We start from the raw sequence: 16,234 nt of genomic DNA, 5'->3' as shown, positions 1-16,234 counted from the left end.
GCTCGCGCTCCAAGGACAGAAATCATGATTCTCTTCCCCGCTATCGACCTGAAAGACGGCCAATGCGTGCGCCTCAAGCTCGGCGACATGGAGCAGGCGACCGTTTACAACCCAGACCCCGCCGCGCAGGCGAAGGCCTTTGAAGACCAGGGCTTCGAGTGGCTGCATGTGGTCGATCTCAACGGCGCCTTTGCCGGCGAGACCGTCAACGGCGCCGCCGTCGACGCCATCCTCAGGGCGACGAAAAATCCGGTACAACTCGGCGGCGGCATCCGCACGCTCGATCATATCGAAAACTGGCTGTCGCGCGGGCTTGCGCGCGTCATCCTCGGCACGGTGGCCGTGCGCGATCCGGCCCTCGTCATCGAAGCCTGCAGGAAGTTTCCGGGCCATATCGCCGTCGGCATCGATGCCAAGGGCGGCAAGGTGGCGGTCGAGGGCTGGGCCGAGGCTTCCGAGCTCGGCGTCATCGAACTCGCCCAGAAATTCGAGGGCGCCGGCGTCGCCGCCATCATCTATACCGATATCGACCGGGACGGCATTCTCACAGGCATCAACTGGGACTCGACGCTGGAACTGGCCGATGCCGTTTCCATTCCGGTCATCGCTTCCGGCGGCCTTGCCTCGCTCGACGATATCCGCCGCATGGTCCAGCCGGATGCCCGCAAACTGGAAGGTGCGATCTCCGGCCGCGCGCTTTATGATGGCCGGATCGACCCGAAGGAAGCTCTGGCCCTGATCAAGCAGGCCAAGGAGGCAGCGCAATGACCCTGAAAGCCCGCGTCATCCCCTGCCTCGACGTCAAGGACGGCCGCGTCGTCAAGGGCGTCAACTTCGTCAATCTCGTCGATGCCGGCGATCCGGTCGAAGCCGCCAAGGCCTATGACGCCGCTGGTGCCGACGAACTCTGCTTCCTCGACATTACCGCCTCCTCGGACAATCGCGATACCATCTTCGACGTAGTGGCGCGCACCGCCGAGCAGTGCTTCATGCCTGTCACCGTCGGCGGCGGCGTACGTACCATCGCCGATATCCGCAAGCTGCTGCTCTGCGGGGCAGACAAGGTTTCGATCAACTCGGCGGCAGTCAACAATCCCGATTTCGTGGCCGAGGCAGCCGACAAGTTCGGCAACCAGTGCATCGTCGTTTCCATCGACGCCAAGCGGCGGCGCACGGAAGCGCTCGGCGGCGACAATATGAGCGCCTGGGAAATCTACACCCATGGCGGCCGCAACGCGACCGGCATCGACGCCGTCGATTTTGCCCGCAAGATGGTCGAGCGCGGCGCCGGCGAACTGCTCGTCACCTCCATGGACCGCGACGGCACCAAGGTCGGCTACGATCTGGAGCTGACGCGGGCGATTGCCGATGCGGTGCGCGTTCCGGTCATCGCCTCCGGCGGCGTCGGCGATCTCGACGACCTCGTCGCCGGCGTCAAGGACGGTCATGCGACCGCCGTGCTTGCGGCCTCGATCTTCCACTTCGGCACCTATTCGGTGGGCGAAGCGAAGCGCTACATGGCAGAGCGCGGCATTCCGATGCGGCTGGATTAGGAGGCAGCATACCGATGAGCGGATTTACCCTTTCCGACCTCGAACGAATCGTCGAGGAGCGCTCCAAGGCTTCGCCGGAGGAATCCTGGACCGCCAAGCTTTTTGCCGCCGGCCAGCCGAAAGCGGCCAAGAAACTGGGCGAGGAAGCGATCGAGGCCGTCATGGCCGCGGTTGCAAACGATCGCGACAACCTCACCTATGAGGCCGCCGATCTGCTATATCATCTTTTGGTCGTATTGAAGATTGCCGGCATTCCGTTGCAGAATGTCATGGGTGAGCTCGAAAGGCGCACCGCCCAATCCGGCCTTCAAGAGAAGGCCAGCCGGTAAGAACGCGATGACGATAGCGACCAAGACCCCGCCCGCGCCTGAAACACTCGATATTTTTGAGGCGAAAGCCTATTCGCCCTATTATTTCTTCTCCTCGGAAGAATGGGCGAAATTCCGCGCCGACACGCCGTTGACGCTGACATCAGACGAAGTGACGCGGCTGCGCTCGATGGGCGATCCGATCGATCTGAACGAGGTCCGGCGCATCTATCTGTCGCTGTCGCGTCTTTTGTCCTCGCATGTGGAATCCTCGCAGATCCTGTTCGAGCAGCGCAACCGCTTCCTGAGCCTTTCCAACGTCGCCAAGACGCCCTTCGTCATCGGCATTGCCGGCTCGGTGGCCGTCGGCAAATCCACCACGGCCCGCATCCTGAAGGAATTGCTGCGCCGCTGGCCGTCGAGCCCGAAGGTCGACCTCGTCACCACGGACGGCTTTCTCTACCCGAACGCCGAATTGCAGCGCCGAAACCTGATGCAGCGCAAGGGCTTTCCGGAAAGCTACGATACGGCGGCGTTGCTGCGCTTTCTCTCGGCGATCAAGGCCGGCCAGCCGAACGTGCAGGCGCCCTCCTATTCGCACCTCGTCTATGACGTGCTGCCGAACGAGTTCAAGACGGTCGACCGGCCGGATATCCTGATCTTCGAAGGCATCAACGTGCTGCAGTCGCGGCATCTGCCGGCCGACGGCAAGATCGTGCCGATGGTCTCGGATTTCTTCGATTTCTCGATCTATATCGATGCGGACGAACCACTCATCCATAACTGGTATGTCGCCCGCTTCATGCGGCTGCGCGAGACCGCCTTCCGCGACCCCAACTCCTTCTTCCACCGCTATGCCTCGATCAGCGAGGAAGAGGCGCTGGCGATCGCCGAGGGGCTCTGGAAGAACATCAACCTGAAGAACCTGCGCCAGAACATCCTGCCGACGCGGCCGCGCGCCGACCTCATCCTGCAAAAGGGCAAGAACCATCTGATCGAACAGGTGGCGCTGAGGAAGCTCTGAGAATCAGGGCTGCACGCGCCGAAGGGTGAGGTTGATCCGCCCGCCGCTCTTCAGCAAGGTCGATGTGGCCGGATAGATCCGGTCGACGCCGTGGAAGCACAGCCTCCCCTCGCCGCCGAGAACGACGATATCGCCGCTCGAAAGTTTGAAGGACAGCGTGCGATCATTGCGGCTGAGACCGCCGACCCGAAAGAGGCAGGTATTGCCGAGCGAGACCGACAGCACGGGCGCCTTGAGATCCTGCTCATCGCGATCCTGATGCAGGCCCATGCGCGCGTCGTCGCTGTAGAAATTGACGAGGCAGGCTTCGGGCGGCTTTTCATAGCCAGCCACGTCCCGCCAGAAATCCAGCAGCTGCGACGGTATGGCCGGCCAGGGGCGGCCGGTGACAGGATGCGTCGGCTGGTAGCGATAGCCGCGCTGCTTGTCCGTCACCCAACCGAGCGAACCGCAATTGGTCATGCGCACCGACATTTCCTTGCCGGTGCCCGGCATGACCGGCGTGAAGAGCGGCGCGTCGGCCACGACGGCGCGGATCGCCTCGACCAGCGCTTCCTGGGCGGGGCGATCAAGGTAGCCGGGCAGATGGCGAATTCCGTTTGGGAGCTGCATCGATCTTTCCTTTGGGCACTGCTGGCTAAGTGAGCGCGGCATCGCTGTGCATGGCCCCTCACCCCAACCCTCTCCCCGCTTGCGGGGAGAGGGTGTCTCCCTGCCTCAAATTAACCGTCCACCCACCGTATCACGCTGTCGTCCCTTCTCCTCGCCTGCGGGGAGAAGGCTAGGATGAGGGGCCAGGCAGATAGCATCCGCGCGAAATCGAACTCGCCTGACTATCATCATCTTGGCCCAATCAAATCGAAACCGCAGCCCGAAAAGCGAGCCTAGTCGCCGCCGACCTTGCCGCGCATCTTCTTGACCTCGGAGCGCCCGGATTTTTCCTTCAGCCGCCGCTCTATGGAGCCCTTTGTCGGCTTGGTCTTCCTGCGCGGCGGCGGCGGTGGGGCTGCCGCTTCGAGGATCAGCTCCTTCAGCCGCTCGCGCGCGTCCTCGCGGTTGCGGTCCTGGCTGCGGAAACGGCTGGCCTCGATCAGCAACACGCCTTCCTTGGAAACGCGCCGGCCGGCGAGCCTCATCGCATTCGCCTTGACGCGGTCACTGAGCGAGGGGGAATTCTGGACGTTGAAGAAAAGCTGGACCGCCGTTGCGACCTTGTTGACGTTCTGACCGCCGGGACCTCCCGCCAGAACGAATTGTTCCGTCAGTTCCCAGCCGGCAATGGTGATCCGGTCGTTGATGTAAAGCGCTTCGCTGGCCATAGTTTTCTCCGCGCCTGTCTATCCCACATCGAAGCGCGGTTGAAAACTGCTGCCGGATAAAATGAAACCCGGCGAACTGGCCGCCGGGGTTTCACGTGAGTCATTCCCGCTCTGGATGATTATTCCGCAGCGACCCGCAGTCCCGGCGCCGCATCGCGGACATTGCCGTCGACGTGATCTTCGAACTTCGCGAAGTTGGTAACGAACATCTGCACCAGCTTGGCGGCCTGCGCATCATAGGCATCGCCATCGGCCCAGGTGGAACGCGGGTCGAGGATGGCGCTGTCGACGCCTTCGACCGCGACCGGAACCGCAAAGCCGAAATTCGGATCGACGCGGAACTCGACATTGTCGAGATCACCCTTCAGCGCCGAGGCTAGCAGCGCACGCGTCGCCTTGATCGGCATGCGGCTTCCCTTGCCGTAGGCGCCGCCGGTCCAGCCGGTGTTGACCAGCCAGCAACGGGCGCCGTGGCGGGCGATCAGCTCCTTGAGCAAGTTGCCGTATTCGGCCGGATGGCGCGGCATGAAGGGAGCGCCGAAGCAGGTCGAGAAAGTGGCTTCCGGCTCCACGACGCCCTTCTCCGTGCCGGCGACCTTGGCGGTGTAGCCGGAGAGGAAATGGTACATCGCCTGATCCGGCGTCAGCCTGGCGATCGGCGGCATGACGCCGAATGCGTCGGCCGTCAGCATGATGATCGTCTCGGGATGGCCCGTCATGCCGGATTCCGAGGCGTTCGGGATGAAATGCAGCGGGTAGGCGCTGCGGGTATTTTCCGTCAGCGAACCGTCGTCGAGATCCGGCTGGCCGTGCTCGTCGAGCACGACATTTTCGAGCACGGTGCCGAAGCGGCGCGTCGTTGCATAGATTTCCGGCTCGGCCTCGGCCGAAAGACGAATGGTCTTGGCGTAGCAGCCGCCTTCGAAGTTGAAGATGCCGTTTTCGCCCCAGCCATGCTCGTCATCGCCGATGAGCGTGCGGGTCGGGTCGGCCGACAGCGTCGTCTTGCCCGTGCCGGACAGGCCGAAGAAGATCGCGGCATCGCCCTCGGGCCCGACATTGGCCGAGCAGTGCATCGGCATGACGCCGCGCTCCGGCAGCATGTAGTTCAGTGCCGTGAAGACCGATTTCTTCATCTCGCCGGCATAGGACGTGCCGCCGATCAGGACGATGCCGTTGACGAAGTCGCAGGCGATCACCGTTTCCGTGCGGCAGCCATGCCGCTCCGGATCGGCGCGGAAGCTCGGCAGGTCGATGATCGTCAGCTTCGGGACGAAGCTTTCGAGCGCCGAGCGCTCGGGGCGGATCAGCAGATTGCGGATGAACAGCGAGTGCCAGGCAAATTCGGTGACGACACGCGTCGGCAGGGCATATTCGGCGTCGGCGCCGCCGATCAGGTCCTGCACGAACAGGTCCCTGCCGCGTGCATGCGCCAGCATGTCCTCATGCAGCAGCGCGAAATGCTCCGGCGACATCGGCTTGTTGTTGTCCCACCAGATCTGGTCCTCGGTGGCGGCGTCGCGCACGACGAACTTGTCCTTCGGGGAACGGCCGGTGTGCTGTCCGGTCAAAGCCCTGAGAGCGCCGTCGGCGGTCAGATCGGCTTCGCGGCGGCGAATCGCTTCCTCATAAAGATGAGCTTCCATGAGGTTATAGCGCACACTGGCGGCGGCTCCCAGGCCGATCGATCCCAGTTCAGTTGCGGGATTGCGGACGCCGATTTGCTCCATCACTTTTTCCTCTACAAGGGGCATGACCGTTAGAATTGCTTAAAGCGTAGAGACGTCTTTTTAAAAGCACAAGAGCCGAAAACAAAAAATATTTAATGATATCATATATTTAATCGATTTAAATAAATCGCGCCAATTTTAAATCGTTTGAATGACGGGGGACGGGACGTTTCGTCGCACAACCTCCGATCACAGGCGTTTCGCCTCGGCAATCCTCCCCTTTATCTTTGCCACAATTTGTTCCACCTTTATCCCCATAAGCGCGCCAGGTTACCGCCGACCGAACTGGCAGACCGCCTGGGCTGGATTCCAAATCCGGGAGACGCGCACTGATGACGGAGACGAACACCATGTTGACAATCGCGCTCGTTGACGACGACCGCAATATCCTGACTTCCGTATCGATTGCCCTGGAGGCGGAGGGATATAAGGTAGAGACCTATACGGACGGAGCCTCGGCGCTGGACGGCCTGCTTGCCCGGCCGCCGCAACTGGCGATCTTCGATATCAAGATGCCGCGCATGGACGGGATGGAGCTTCTGCGCCGCCTGCGCCAGAAATCGGATCTGCCCGTGATCTTCCTGACGTCGAAGGACGAAGAGATCGACGAGCTCTTCGGCCTGAAGATGGGCGCCGACGACTTCATCACCAAGCCGTTCTCCCAGCGTCTGCTGGTCGAGCGCGTCAAGGCGGTGCTGCGCCGCGCTTCGGCCCGCGAAGCGGCGAACGCGGCAGGCGGCAACGCAGCCTCGAAGCCGGGCGCGGCACAACAGGCCCGCTCGCTGGAACGCGGCCAGCTCGTCATGGATCAGGAACGCCATACCTGCACCTGGAAGGGCGAGCCGGTGACGCTGACCGTTACCGAATTCCTCATCCTGCATTCGCTGGCGCAGCGCCCCGGCGTGGTCAAGAGCCGCGATGCGCTGATGGACGCGGCCTACGACGAGCAGGTCTATGTCGACGACCGCACGATCGACAGCCACATCAAACGCTTGCGCAAGAAATTCAAGATGGTCGACCTCGAATTTGATATGATCGAGACGCTGTATGGCGTGGGCTATCGCTTCCGCGAGGCTGCCTAGAGCCGGATGGTTTCGGGTCGAACGGGCCTGAAATCCGTATCCGCTCCTGAAGCAAACATGGAGCATGATGTCGTCCGAAGACCCCTCACACTTTCGGTATCATGCCCGAATAGTTAACTGGACCATGCGGCGGACAATGGAATAAAGCATGCGGACGGGATCGCGGATCCCGTTCTTCGAAAGGGCCGTTGGCTTGGCACAGCTGGTGCAGGACAGAGACATAGACGACTCGGAAAGCCCGAGCGGCGCACGAATCGCGCGCCGTCGCTGGACTCATCCGTTCGTTCTGATCCGCCGCATCTTCGGCAATGCCGTCTTTTCGAGCCTGACGCGGCGCATCCTGTTCTTCAACCTTGCCGCACTGGTCGTTCTCGTCGGCGGCATTCTCTACCTCAACCAGTTCCGCGAAGGCCTGATCGACGCGCGCGTCGAAAGCCTGCTGACGCAGGGCGAGATCATCGCCGGCGCCGTTTCCGCCTCGGCATCGGTCGACACGAACTCCATCACCATCGATCCGCAGAAACTGCTGGAACTGCAAGCCGGCCAAAGCATCACGCCGGTTCCGAACGACGAGGACCTGGAGTTCCCGATCGATCCGGAAAAGGTGGCTCCGGTGCTGACACGGCTGATTTCGCCGACGCGCACCCGAGCCCGCATTTTCGATGCCGATGCGAACCTGCTGCTCGACAGCCGCCATCTTTACTCCCGCGGCCAGGTGCTGCGCTACGATCTGCCGCCGGTCGACGACGAGAAGCAAAGCTGGTCGGACTGGTTTAGCGGCCTGCTCAACAAGATGCTGCAGCCGGGCAACCTGCCGGTCTATAAGGAAGCGCCCGGCGGCGACGGATCGATTTACCCGGAAGTCATGAACGCCCTGACCGGCGTGCGCGGCGCCGTGGTCCGCACCACGGAGAAGGGCGAGCTGATCGTCTCGGTCGCCGTGCCGATCCAGCGTTTCCGGGCCGTTCTCGGCGTGTTGCTGCTGTCGACCCAGGCCGGCGATATCGACAAGATCGTCCATGCCGAGCGGCTGGCGATCATGCGCGTCTTCGGCGTCGCGACGCTGGTCAACGTCGTGCTGTCGCTGCTTCTGTCCTCCACCATCGCCAATCCGCTGCGCCGGCTTTCGGCCGCCGCCATCCGCGTGCGCCGCGGCGGGGCGAAGGAGCGCGAGGAAATCCCCGACTTTTCCGCTCGTCAGGACGAGATCGGCAATCTCTCGATCGCGCTGCGCGACATGACCTCGGCGCTCTACGACCGCATCGATGCGATCGAAAGCTTCGCGGCCGATGTCAGCCACGAGCTCAAGAATCCGCTGACATCGCTGCGCAGTGCCGTTGAAACGCTGCCGCTCGCCAAAAGCGACGATTCCAAGAAGCGGCTGATGGACGTGATCCAGCACGACGTTCGCCGCCTCGACCGCCTGATCAGCGACATTTCCGACGCATCGCGGCTCGATGCGGAACTTGCCCGCTCGGATGCGAAATCGCTCGATCTGGAAGTGCTGCTGCGTGACATGATCGAGATTTCGAGGCAGGTCGGACACAGCAAGAAAGCGGTCGAGATCGAATATATCGTCGACCGCAAACCGGCCAACAAGGCGAAGTTCATCGTCGATGGTCACGATCTTCGTATCGGCCAGATCATCACCAACCTCATCGAAAACGCCCGGTCCTTCGTTCCGATCGATACCGGCAAGATCACCGTTCGGCTGACGCGCACGCGGATGCGCTGCGTCATCTATATCGAAGACAACGGCCCGGGCATCCAGGCCGAGGATATCGACCGCATCTTCGAGCGTTTCTATACCGACCGGCCCGAATCCGAGGGCTTCGGGCAGAATTCCGGCCTCGGCCTGTCGATCAGCCGGCAGATCGCCGAAGCCCATGGCGGTTCGCTGCGCGCCGAGAATATCGTCGACAGCGATGGCGCGACCCTGCTCGGCGCACGCTTCATCCTCTCGCTGCCCGCCAAGACGACGGCGTGAGAGCCGCATGACCGGCGAAGCGACCAATATCCACGCCACGGCGATCGTCGTCGCCAAGACCGGGCTGCTGTTTCTCGGTCCTTCCGGCAGCGGCAAATCCTCGCTCGCCTTTTCCTGCCTTGCGGCAGCCAAGCCGCTCGGACTTGCCGCCTTCCTGATCGCCGACGATCGTGTGCTGATCTCGAATGACGATGCGCGTGTGATCGCGACATGCCCGCCCTCCATCGCCGGGCTGATGGAAATCCGCCATACAGGGATTGTTCGCCTGCCTTACCTGTCCGAGGGCGACATGCATGTCGCCGTCCGGCCGGTCGACCCGGCGACGGCCGACAGGCTGCCACCCGAGGACGAACAGATGGAGATTACCGCCACCGTGCGGTTGCCGCTGATCCGCCTGGCTGCAACCTGTGCGAATCCGCTGGCCGTAATCATGGCGAAAATCGGCACAAGTTTGGGTTAATCGGCCATTTAGGCTCGCACAGGCGCCCAAATCCCATATTTTAAGCTTGCACTTCGTCTTTTCATCGCCAAGATGTCCCCCCACGGTGGACGACATTGCTGCATTGCGGTATGGGCCACCTGTCTGCGTATGCGATGGGAGCAGTAATATCATGATTGGACTTGTGCTTGTCACTCATGGCAAGCTGGCTGAAGAGTTTCGGCATGCTGTCGAGCATGTCGTTGGTCCGCAGAAGTTCATTGAGACGGTATGCATTGGTCCCGAAGACGACATGGACAAGCGCCGGCAGGACATTCTGCAGGCCGTAGCCGGCGCCGATGACGGGCACGGCGTCATCATCCTGACCGACATGTTCGGCGGCACCCCCTCCAATCTCGCCATCTCCGTCATGAACAGCGGTCACACCGAGGTCATTGCCGGCGTCAATCTGCCGATGCTCATCAAGCTCGCAGGCGTTCGCGGCGACAACAACATGGAGCGGGCCCTGGTGGAGGCTTCGGAAGCCGGACGCAAATACATCAACGTGGCCAGCCGCGTGCTCAGCGGCAAATGACGAGACAAACACCGCCCACATGACCGAGCTTTCCCGGGAACTTCTGATCATCAACAAACGAGGCCTGCACGCCCGCGCCTCGGCAAAATTCGTACAGACCGTCGAAGCATACGACGCCGCGATCACCGTTTCGAAAGACGGGACCACGGTCGGCGGCAATTCGATCATGGGACTGATGATGCTGGCCGCCAGCCCCGGCTGCAGCGTGCTGGTGACGGCCAGCGGCAATCAGGCCGCAGAAGCGCTCGAAGCGCTCGACCAGCTGGTCGCCAACAAGTTCGGCGAGGAAATGTAAGCCTTCCTCCAGCTTGCCGCTGAGATATAAAGACATAAAGACTTCTTTATGTCATCATTGATTTCCACCCTGAAGCCTGCTACACGGCATCATTCCACACGCTGACAGCGTGCAATTCTTGTTGCATTCGGCCAGGCGTCCGCCTGCGGCGCGACTGCATCGTTCAGGCTGGAGACCTTCATGAGCACTGAAAAGGACTACGTCGTCGCGGATATCGGCCTTGCCGATTTCGGCCGCAAGGAAATCTCGATCGCCGAAACCGAAATGCCGGGCCTGATGGCGTGCCGCGCCGAATTCGGCGAAGCGCAGCCGCTCAAGGGCGCGCGCATCACCGGCTCGCTGCACATGACGATCCAGACCGCCGTTCTCATCGAGACGCTGGTGGCGCTCGGCGCCCAGGTGCGCTGGGCATCGTGCAACATCTTCTCGACGCAGGACCATGCCGCCGCCGCGATCGCCGCCTCCGGCGTTCCGGTCTTCGCGGTCAAGGGCGAGAGCCTCGAGGACTACTGGACCTATACGGACAAGATCTTCCAGTGGACCGACGGCGGCCTTTCCAACATGATCCTCGACGATGGCGGCGACGCCACGATGTACATCCTGCTCGGCGCCCGCGCCGAAGCCGGCGAGGACGTGCTTTCCCATCCGCATTCGGAAGAAGAGGAAATCCTCTTCGCGCAGATCAAGAAGCGCCTGCAGGCAACGCCTGGCTGGTTCACCAAGCAGCGCGACGCCATCAAGGGCGTGACCGAAGAGACCACCACCGGCGTCAACCGCCTCTACCAGCTCAGCCAGAAGGGCCTGCTGCCTTTCCCGGCCATCAACGTCAACGATAGCGTCACCAAGTCGAAGTTCGACAACAAGTACGGCTGCAAGGAATCGCTGGTCGACGGCATCCGCCGCGCCACCGACGTCATGATGGCCGGCAAGGTTGCCGTCGTCTGCGGTTATGGCGACGTCGGCAAGGGGTCTGCCGCCTCGCTTTCCGGCGCCGGCGCCCGCGTCAAGGTCACTGAAGTCGATCCGATCTGCGCCCTGCAGGCCGCCATGGACGGTTATGAAGTCGTTCAGCTCGAGGATGTCGTTTCGAGCGCCGATATCTTCATCACCACGACGGGCAACAAGGACGTCATCCGCATCGACCATATGCGCGCGATGAAGGACATGGCGATCGTCGGCAACATCGGTCACTTCGACAACGAAATCCAGGTCGCCGCGCTGCGGAACCAGAAGTGGACGAACATCAAGCCGCAGGTCGACATGGTCGAGTTCTCCAAGGGCAACCGCATCATCCTGCTCTCGGAAGGCCGCCTCTTGAACCTCGGCAACGCCACCGGCCATCCGTCCTTCGTGATGTCGGCTTCCTTCACCAACCAGACGCTGGCGCAGATCGAGCTTTTCACCAAGCCCGGCGAGTACAAGAACCAGGTCTACGTGCTGCCGAAGCACCTCGACGAGAAGGTCGCCCGCCTGCATCTCGCCAAGCTCGGCGTGAAGCTGACGGAGCTTTCCGAAGAGCAGGCTTCGTATATCGGCGTGACGCCAAAGGGTCCGTTCAAGTCCGACCACTACAGATACTGATTACCGAATCAATATCCACAACATCTTGTGGCCTCGGCATTGACAAATGCCGAGGCTTATTTTTTAGCCAGCTCCCTTCCCGCAGATTCCCTTAGGCAGTATTGTTTTTACACTTGATTCGTGACGAACCGGGCACGCCCGGAGCCATGAAAATGGGATGTCTTGTCAGGATGCGGCACATTATAGGACGGAGACAGACCTCTTATGATTGAAGGGGAAGACAACCTGCATCGACCAGCGTTACGCCGAGCGGCGGCGCGGTTGCAGCAGGGCGGTGCATATCGGCTTTCGGCAAGCGCGAAGCAGGGCAAGGGCCGGCTGGCTCGCTTCAGCCGCCTGCTGCGGCTCAGCGTTTTCGGCGGCCTCGCGACCGGTCTGGCAGGACCCGTCCTCGCACAGGGCAATGCCGCGGCGCAGACGAGCATGCGTCTTTTCACTTCGTCGGAAATGGCCCTCTTCTCCGTCATCATCGGCGTCATCTCCGCCGCGCTTCTGTCGACCATGTGGATGGTCCGGCAACGCGGCAACATGGAAAGCGAAAGCCGCGAGATCCGCACGGCGCTTTCCGACGCCAACCAGCGCATTTCGCAATACCAGGCGCTGATTGCCGACAAGAACCGCCGCATCGTCATCTGGGATGGCCAGAATGCGCGTCCCGAACTGCTCGGACAGCTCCCGGTCGAGACCGGCGCGCCCCAGGACAGCGAATTCCTCGCCTTCGGCCGCTGGCTGAAATCATGGTCGGCCGGCGAGCTCGACAAGGCGATCGACAAGTTGCGCGGCAGCGGCCAGAGCTTCGACATGGTGGTCGAGACCAACCGCGACGAAATCCTGGAAGCGCAAGGGCGCATTTCCGGCGGACGGGCCTTCGTCCGCTTCATCGCGCTCAACAATCTGCGCGCCGAGCTGGCCGAGCTGAAGATCGAGCGCGACCGGCTGATGACCTCGATCTCCACCTTCCAGAACCTGCTCGATGCCATCGACCTGCCGGTTTGGCAGCGCGACGCGGAGGGCAAGCTCACCTGGGTCAACCAGGCCTACAGCGAGGCCGTGGAAGCGGTTTCGGCCGAGGAGGCCATCCGCGAGGGCCGCGAATTCCTGACGACCGTGGCGCGCGAGCGCATACGCGCGGCAGCCACTCCGGAATCGCCTTTTCACGACAAGATTTCCACGGTCGTGCACGGCAACCGCACCTTCTTCGACGTGGTGGACGCGAAGGCGCCGAATGGCTCCGCCGGCATCGCCGTCGACGTTTCCGAGGCGGAATCGGTGCGGGCCGAGCTTGCGCGCACGCTGAAAAGCCATGCCGAGACGCTCGATCATCTGGCCACTCCGGTTGCGATCTTCGACGGCGAGCGGCGTCTGCAGTTCTACAATCAGGCTTTCGTCCAGCTCTGGGAGCTCGACATCGCGTTTCTGGAAAAGCGCCCCGACAACAGCGAGCTGCTGGACAGGCTGCGCAGCGCCAAGAAGCTGCCCGAACAGCTCAACTGGAAGACATGGAAGGACGGCGTCCTTTCGGTCTATCGCGCGCTCGATACGCAGACCGATCTATGGCACCTGCCCAACGGCCAGATCTTGAGGGTTTTCGCCACGGCGCATCCGCAGGGTGGCGCCACCTGGGTCTTCGAGAACCTGACCGAACAGGTCGATCTCGAAACCCGTTACAACACGCTGGTCAAGGTGCAGGGCGAAACCATCGACCACCTTTCCGAAGGTGTCGCCGTTTTCGGTCCCGATGGCCGCATCCGCCTGTCCAACCCGGCCTTCCGCATCCTGTGGAACATTACCGAAGCGCAGGCCAAGCCGGGCACGCATATTCAGGCGCTGGCCGAAGCGTGCGCGCCCTCCTACGACCGGCCTGACGGCTGGAAGCGGTTTGCCGAACAGATTACCAGCTTCGACGACGAGCGGCCCTCCTCGCAGGGCACGCTGGAGCTCTATTCCAACCTGGTGCTCGACTACGCCGTCATTCCGCTGCCGAACGCGCAGACCATGCTGACCTTCGTCAACAAGACCGACAGCGTGCGCGCCGAACGGGCCCTGACCGAGAAGAACGAAGCGCTGCTGAAGGCGGACGAGCTGAAGAACGATTTCGTCCAGCATGTTTCCTACGAGCTGCGCTCGCCGCTGACCAACATCATCGGCTTCACCGACCTCTTGAAGACGCCCGGCATCGGCTCGCTGAACGAGCGGCAGGCCGAATATATCGACCATATCTCCACCTCTTCCTCCGTGCTTCTGACGCTGGTCAACGACATTCTCGATCTCGCGACGGTCGATGCCGGCATCATGCGGCTGAACTATTCCGAGATCGTGCTCAACGACCTGCTCGACGAGGTGTCGATGCAGATCGCCGACCGGCTGCAGGAAAGCGGCGTGACGCTCGAAATCACAGTGCCGTCCCACCTCGGCTCCATCGTTGCCGATCAGCAGCGGCTGAAGCAGATCCTGCTCAAGCTCCTGACCAATGCCGCCAATTTCGCGCCCGAAGGCTCGACGATCTCGCTGAAATGCGGACGCGAAGGCACGGATTTCGTCTTCTCCGTTTCCGACAAAGGCCCGGGCATACCGGAAGATCTGCTCCACAGCGTCTTCCACCGCTTCGCCTCCGGCGGCAAGGGCAGCAAGCGCAGCGGCGCGGGTCTCGGCCTTTCCATCGTCGAAAGTTTCGTCAGCCTGCATGACGGCGAAGTCTCGATCGAAAGCCAGCCGGGCAAGGGAACGATAGTCACCTGCCGGATTCCCTCTGCCGAACTGCCTCACTCCGTCGCAGCAGAATGACAGCTTCCGACAGCAGCATTTCCCTTTTCCTCGCAGATGATACGGCCACGGCCCAGCTCGGAGAGGATCTGGCGCTGGCATTGAAGGTCGGCGACTGTCTGGCGCTATCGGGCGATCTCGGTGCCGGCAAATCCTCGCTCGCCCGCGCGCTGCTGCGCGCCATGGCCGACGATGCCGAACTGGACGTGCCGAGCCCGACCTTTACGCTCGTACAATCCTATGAGCTGCGTATTCCGGTCTCGCATTTCGATCTCTATCGCCTCGGCGACCCCAGCGAGTTGACGGAGCTTGGTTTCGACGAGGCCCTGCAGTCCGGGATTTGCCTTGTCGAATGGCCCGAAATGGCCGAAGGCGAGCTGCCAGCCGAGCGCATCGACCTCAGGCTCACGCACGAGGGCGAGGGGCGGCGGGCCACGATCACGGCGCCGGACCGGCAGACGGCGCGCATCGAGCGCGTCCTGGCCATCCGCGCCTTTCTCGATCAGCACGGCTATGGCGGCGCGCATCGGCGCTTCCTGACCGGCGATGCCTCGCTGCGCGCCTATGAATCGATCTATCCGAAGGATGGCGGCAGCCGTGTGATCCTGATGGACTGGCCGCGTCTGCCGGAAGGGCCGGCCGTGCTCGACGGCAAGCCCTATCCGAAGGTCGCGCATCTTGCCTGGGATGCCTATCCCTTCGTGGCAATCGCCAATGTCCTCAGCGAGAACGGCTTTGCCGCTCCGGAAATCTATGCCGCCGACTATGACCAGGGTATCCTTCTCATCGAGGATCTCGGCACGGAAGGCGTGCTCGATGCACAAGGCAAGCCGATTGCCGAGCGTTACCGCGCCGGCGTCGCGTGCCTCGCGCATCTGCACGGGCTTTCCATTCCCCACGATATTCCGGTAACGCCGGACCACACCCACCACATTCCGGACTTCGACCGGACGGCGATGAAGATGGAAGCGCGCCTCCTTCTCGACTGGCACCTGCCCTGGAAACGCGGCACGCCGGCCAGCGACGAGGAACGGGCGGATTATCTGGCGATCTGGGACGGGCTGATCGATCAGCTCGAGGATGCCGAAAAGAACCTGCTGCTGCGCGACATGCATTCGCCCAATATCATCTGGCGGGCGAAGGAAAAGGGTATCCAGCGGGTCGGCCTCATCGATTTCCAGGATGCGATGATCGGGCCGACCTCCTATGACGTGGCTTCGCTGGTGCAGGATGCGCGGGTGACGATCGAGCGCGATCTGCACGACCAGCTGATGGCCGATTATCTCGCGCTCCGGCATGCCCAGGGCGGCTTCGACGAGGCGAAATTCCTGAAGAGCTGGGCGATCATGTCGGCGCAGCGCAACTGCAAGCTGGCCGGCCTCTGGGTACGGCTCTTGCAGCGCGACGGCAAGCCTGGATACCTGAAGCACATGCCGCGCACACTCACTTACCTCGCCATCGCCTTCGAGCACGAAGCGCTCACCCCTTTACGCGAATGGTGCGAGAAGGCGGGTATCGGCCGCGCATAGCGACCGAAGACCCGGCGACGGCTTTCCTGCCTTGTGCTAAAGGAGAGCAA

The 16,234-nt window shown here is 62.2% G+C and carries 15 protein-coding genes; 12 read left to right on the top strand and 3 right to left on the bottom strand.

Annotated elements, in window-relative coordinates; all coding sequences use genetic code 11:
* Positions 1–24: 24 nt before the first annotated feature.
* The 4 genes from hisA to coaA are packed head-to-tail and all read left to right on the top strand — an operon-like array spanning position 25 to position 2,885.
* Positions 25–768 (top strand): 1-(5-phosphoribosyl)-5-[(5-phosphoribosylamino)methylideneamino]imidazole-4-carboxamide isomerase, encoded by a 744-nt coding sequence (hisA, locus tag ACJJVH_RS16200; protein WP_113372149.1) that lies wholly within the window; start codon positions 25–27, stop codon positions 766–768.
* Positions 765–1,553, top strand: a complete 789-nt coding sequence (gene hisF, locus ACJJVH_RS16195) for an imidazole glycerol phosphate synthase subunit HisF (RefSeq protein ID WP_113360393.1) — start codon at positions 765–767, stop codon at positions 1,551–1,553. The genes hisA and hisF overlap by 4 nt, the downstream gene beginning before the upstream one ends.
* A gap of 14 nt (positions 1,554–1,567) precedes the next feature.
* Positions 1,568–1,882 carry a phosphoribosyl-ATP diphosphatase gene (locus ACJJVH_RS16190; protein ID WP_112803906.1) on the top strand — a complete coding sequence of 105 codons (315 nt, stop codon included), beginning with the start codon at positions 1,568–1,570 and terminating at the stop codon, positions 1,880–1,882.
* Between the two features lie 7 nt (positions 1,883–1,889).
* A complete protein-coding gene (gene coaA, locus ACJJVH_RS16185) occupies positions 1,890–2,885 on the top strand; it encodes a type I pantothenate kinase (protein WP_112803905.1) in 996 nt (331 codons plus the stop codon).
* A gap of 3 nt (positions 2,886–2,888) precedes the next feature.
* Here coaA and ACJJVH_RS16180 read toward each other — a convergent pair whose 3' ends face one another.
* The 3 genes from ACJJVH_RS16180 to ACJJVH_RS16170 form a co-directional block, all read right to left on the bottom strand.
* A complete protein-coding gene (locus tag ACJJVH_RS16180; RefSeq protein ID WP_113372151.1) occupies positions 2,889–3,497 on the bottom strand; it encodes an alpha-ketoglutarate-dependent dioxygenase AlkB in 609 nt (202 codons plus the stop codon).
* Positions 3,498–3,769: 272 nt separating this feature from the next.
* Entirely contained in the window at positions 3,770–4,204 is a 435-nt protein-coding gene (gene arfB, locus ACJJVH_RS16175) for an alternative ribosome rescue aminoacyl-tRNA hydrolase ArfB (protein WP_112795704.1), read from the bottom strand.
* A gap of 119 nt (positions 4,205–4,323) precedes the next feature.
* Positions 4,324–5,934: a phosphoenolpyruvate carboxykinase gene (locus ACJJVH_RS16170; RefSeq protein ID WP_113372153.1), complete on the bottom strand. Its 1,611-nt coding sequence runs from the start codon at positions 5,932–5,934 to the stop codon at positions 4,324–4,326.
* Between the two features lie 350 nt (positions 5,935–6,284).
* Here ACJJVH_RS16170 and ACJJVH_RS16165 point away from each other — a divergent pair, with 350 nt between their 5' ends.
* The 8 genes from ACJJVH_RS16165 to tsaE all read left to right on the top strand — a co-directional run bounded on the left by ACJJVH_RS16165 (position 6,285) and on the right by tsaE (position 16,184).
* Positions 6,285–7,016: a response regulator transcription factor gene (locus ACJJVH_RS16165; protein ID WP_412065184.1), complete on the top strand. Its 732-nt coding sequence runs from the start codon at positions 6,285–6,287 to the stop codon at positions 7,014–7,016.
* Positions 7,017–7,209: 193 nt separating this feature from the next.
* The gene (locus ACJJVH_RS16160; RefSeq protein WP_412065183.1) at positions 7,210–9,003 is read left to right on the top strand and encodes a stimulus-sensing domain-containing protein; all 1,794 of its coding nucleotides are present in this window, start codon (positions 7,210–7,212) and stop codon (positions 9,001–9,003) included.
* Positions 9,004–9,010: 7 nt separating this feature from the next.
* Complete coding sequence (locus ACJJVH_RS16155) at positions 9,011–9,463, top strand: HPr kinase/phosphorylase (protein ID WP_112795710.1); 453 nt, start codon at positions 9,011–9,013, stop codon at positions 9,461–9,463.
* Between the two features lie 151 nt (positions 9,464–9,614).
* A complete protein-coding gene (locus ACJJVH_RS16150) occupies positions 9,615–10,016 on the top strand; it encodes a PTS sugar transporter subunit IIA (protein WP_015338202.1) in 402 nt (133 codons plus the stop codon).
* 19 nt (positions 10,017–10,035) lie between these two features.
* A complete protein-coding gene (locus ACJJVH_RS16145) occupies positions 10,036–10,311 on the top strand; it encodes an HPr family phosphocarrier protein (RefSeq protein ID WP_112795712.1) in 276 nt (91 codons plus the stop codon).
* Between the two features lie 180 nt (positions 10,312–10,491).
* On the top strand, positions 10,492–11,892 hold the full coding sequence (gene ahcY, locus ACJJVH_RS16140) for an adenosylhomocysteinase (RefSeq protein ID WP_113360403.1): 1,401 nt from the start codon (positions 10,492–10,494) through the stop codon (positions 11,890–11,892).
* Positions 11,893–12,096: 204 nt separating this feature from the next.
* The gene (locus ACJJVH_RS16135) at positions 12,097–14,676 is read left to right on the top strand and encodes a PAS domain-containing sensor histidine kinase (RefSeq protein WP_112795716.1); all 2,580 of its coding nucleotides are present in this window, start codon (positions 12,097–12,099) and stop codon (positions 14,674–14,676) included.
* Positions 14,673–16,184, top strand: coding sequence for a tRNA (adenosine(37)-N6)-threonylcarbamoyltransferase complex ATPase subunit type 1 TsaE (gene tsaE, locus ACJJVH_RS16130; protein WP_412064349.1), 1,512 nt, complete (start codon positions 14,673–14,675; stop codon positions 16,182–16,184). Before ACJJVH_RS16135 ends, tsaE begins: the two co-directional genes overlap by 4 nt.
* Positions 16,185–16,234 lie beyond the last annotated feature (50 nt).

Source organism: Rhizobium sp. SYY.PMSO (assembly GCF_046840415.1).
GTDB lineage: Bacteria > Pseudomonadota > Alphaproteobacteria > Rhizobiales > Rhizobiaceae > Rhizobium.
The sequence above is the reverse complement of the archived record's forward strand: the minus strand, read 5'-3'. Positions and strand labels throughout refer to the sequence as shown.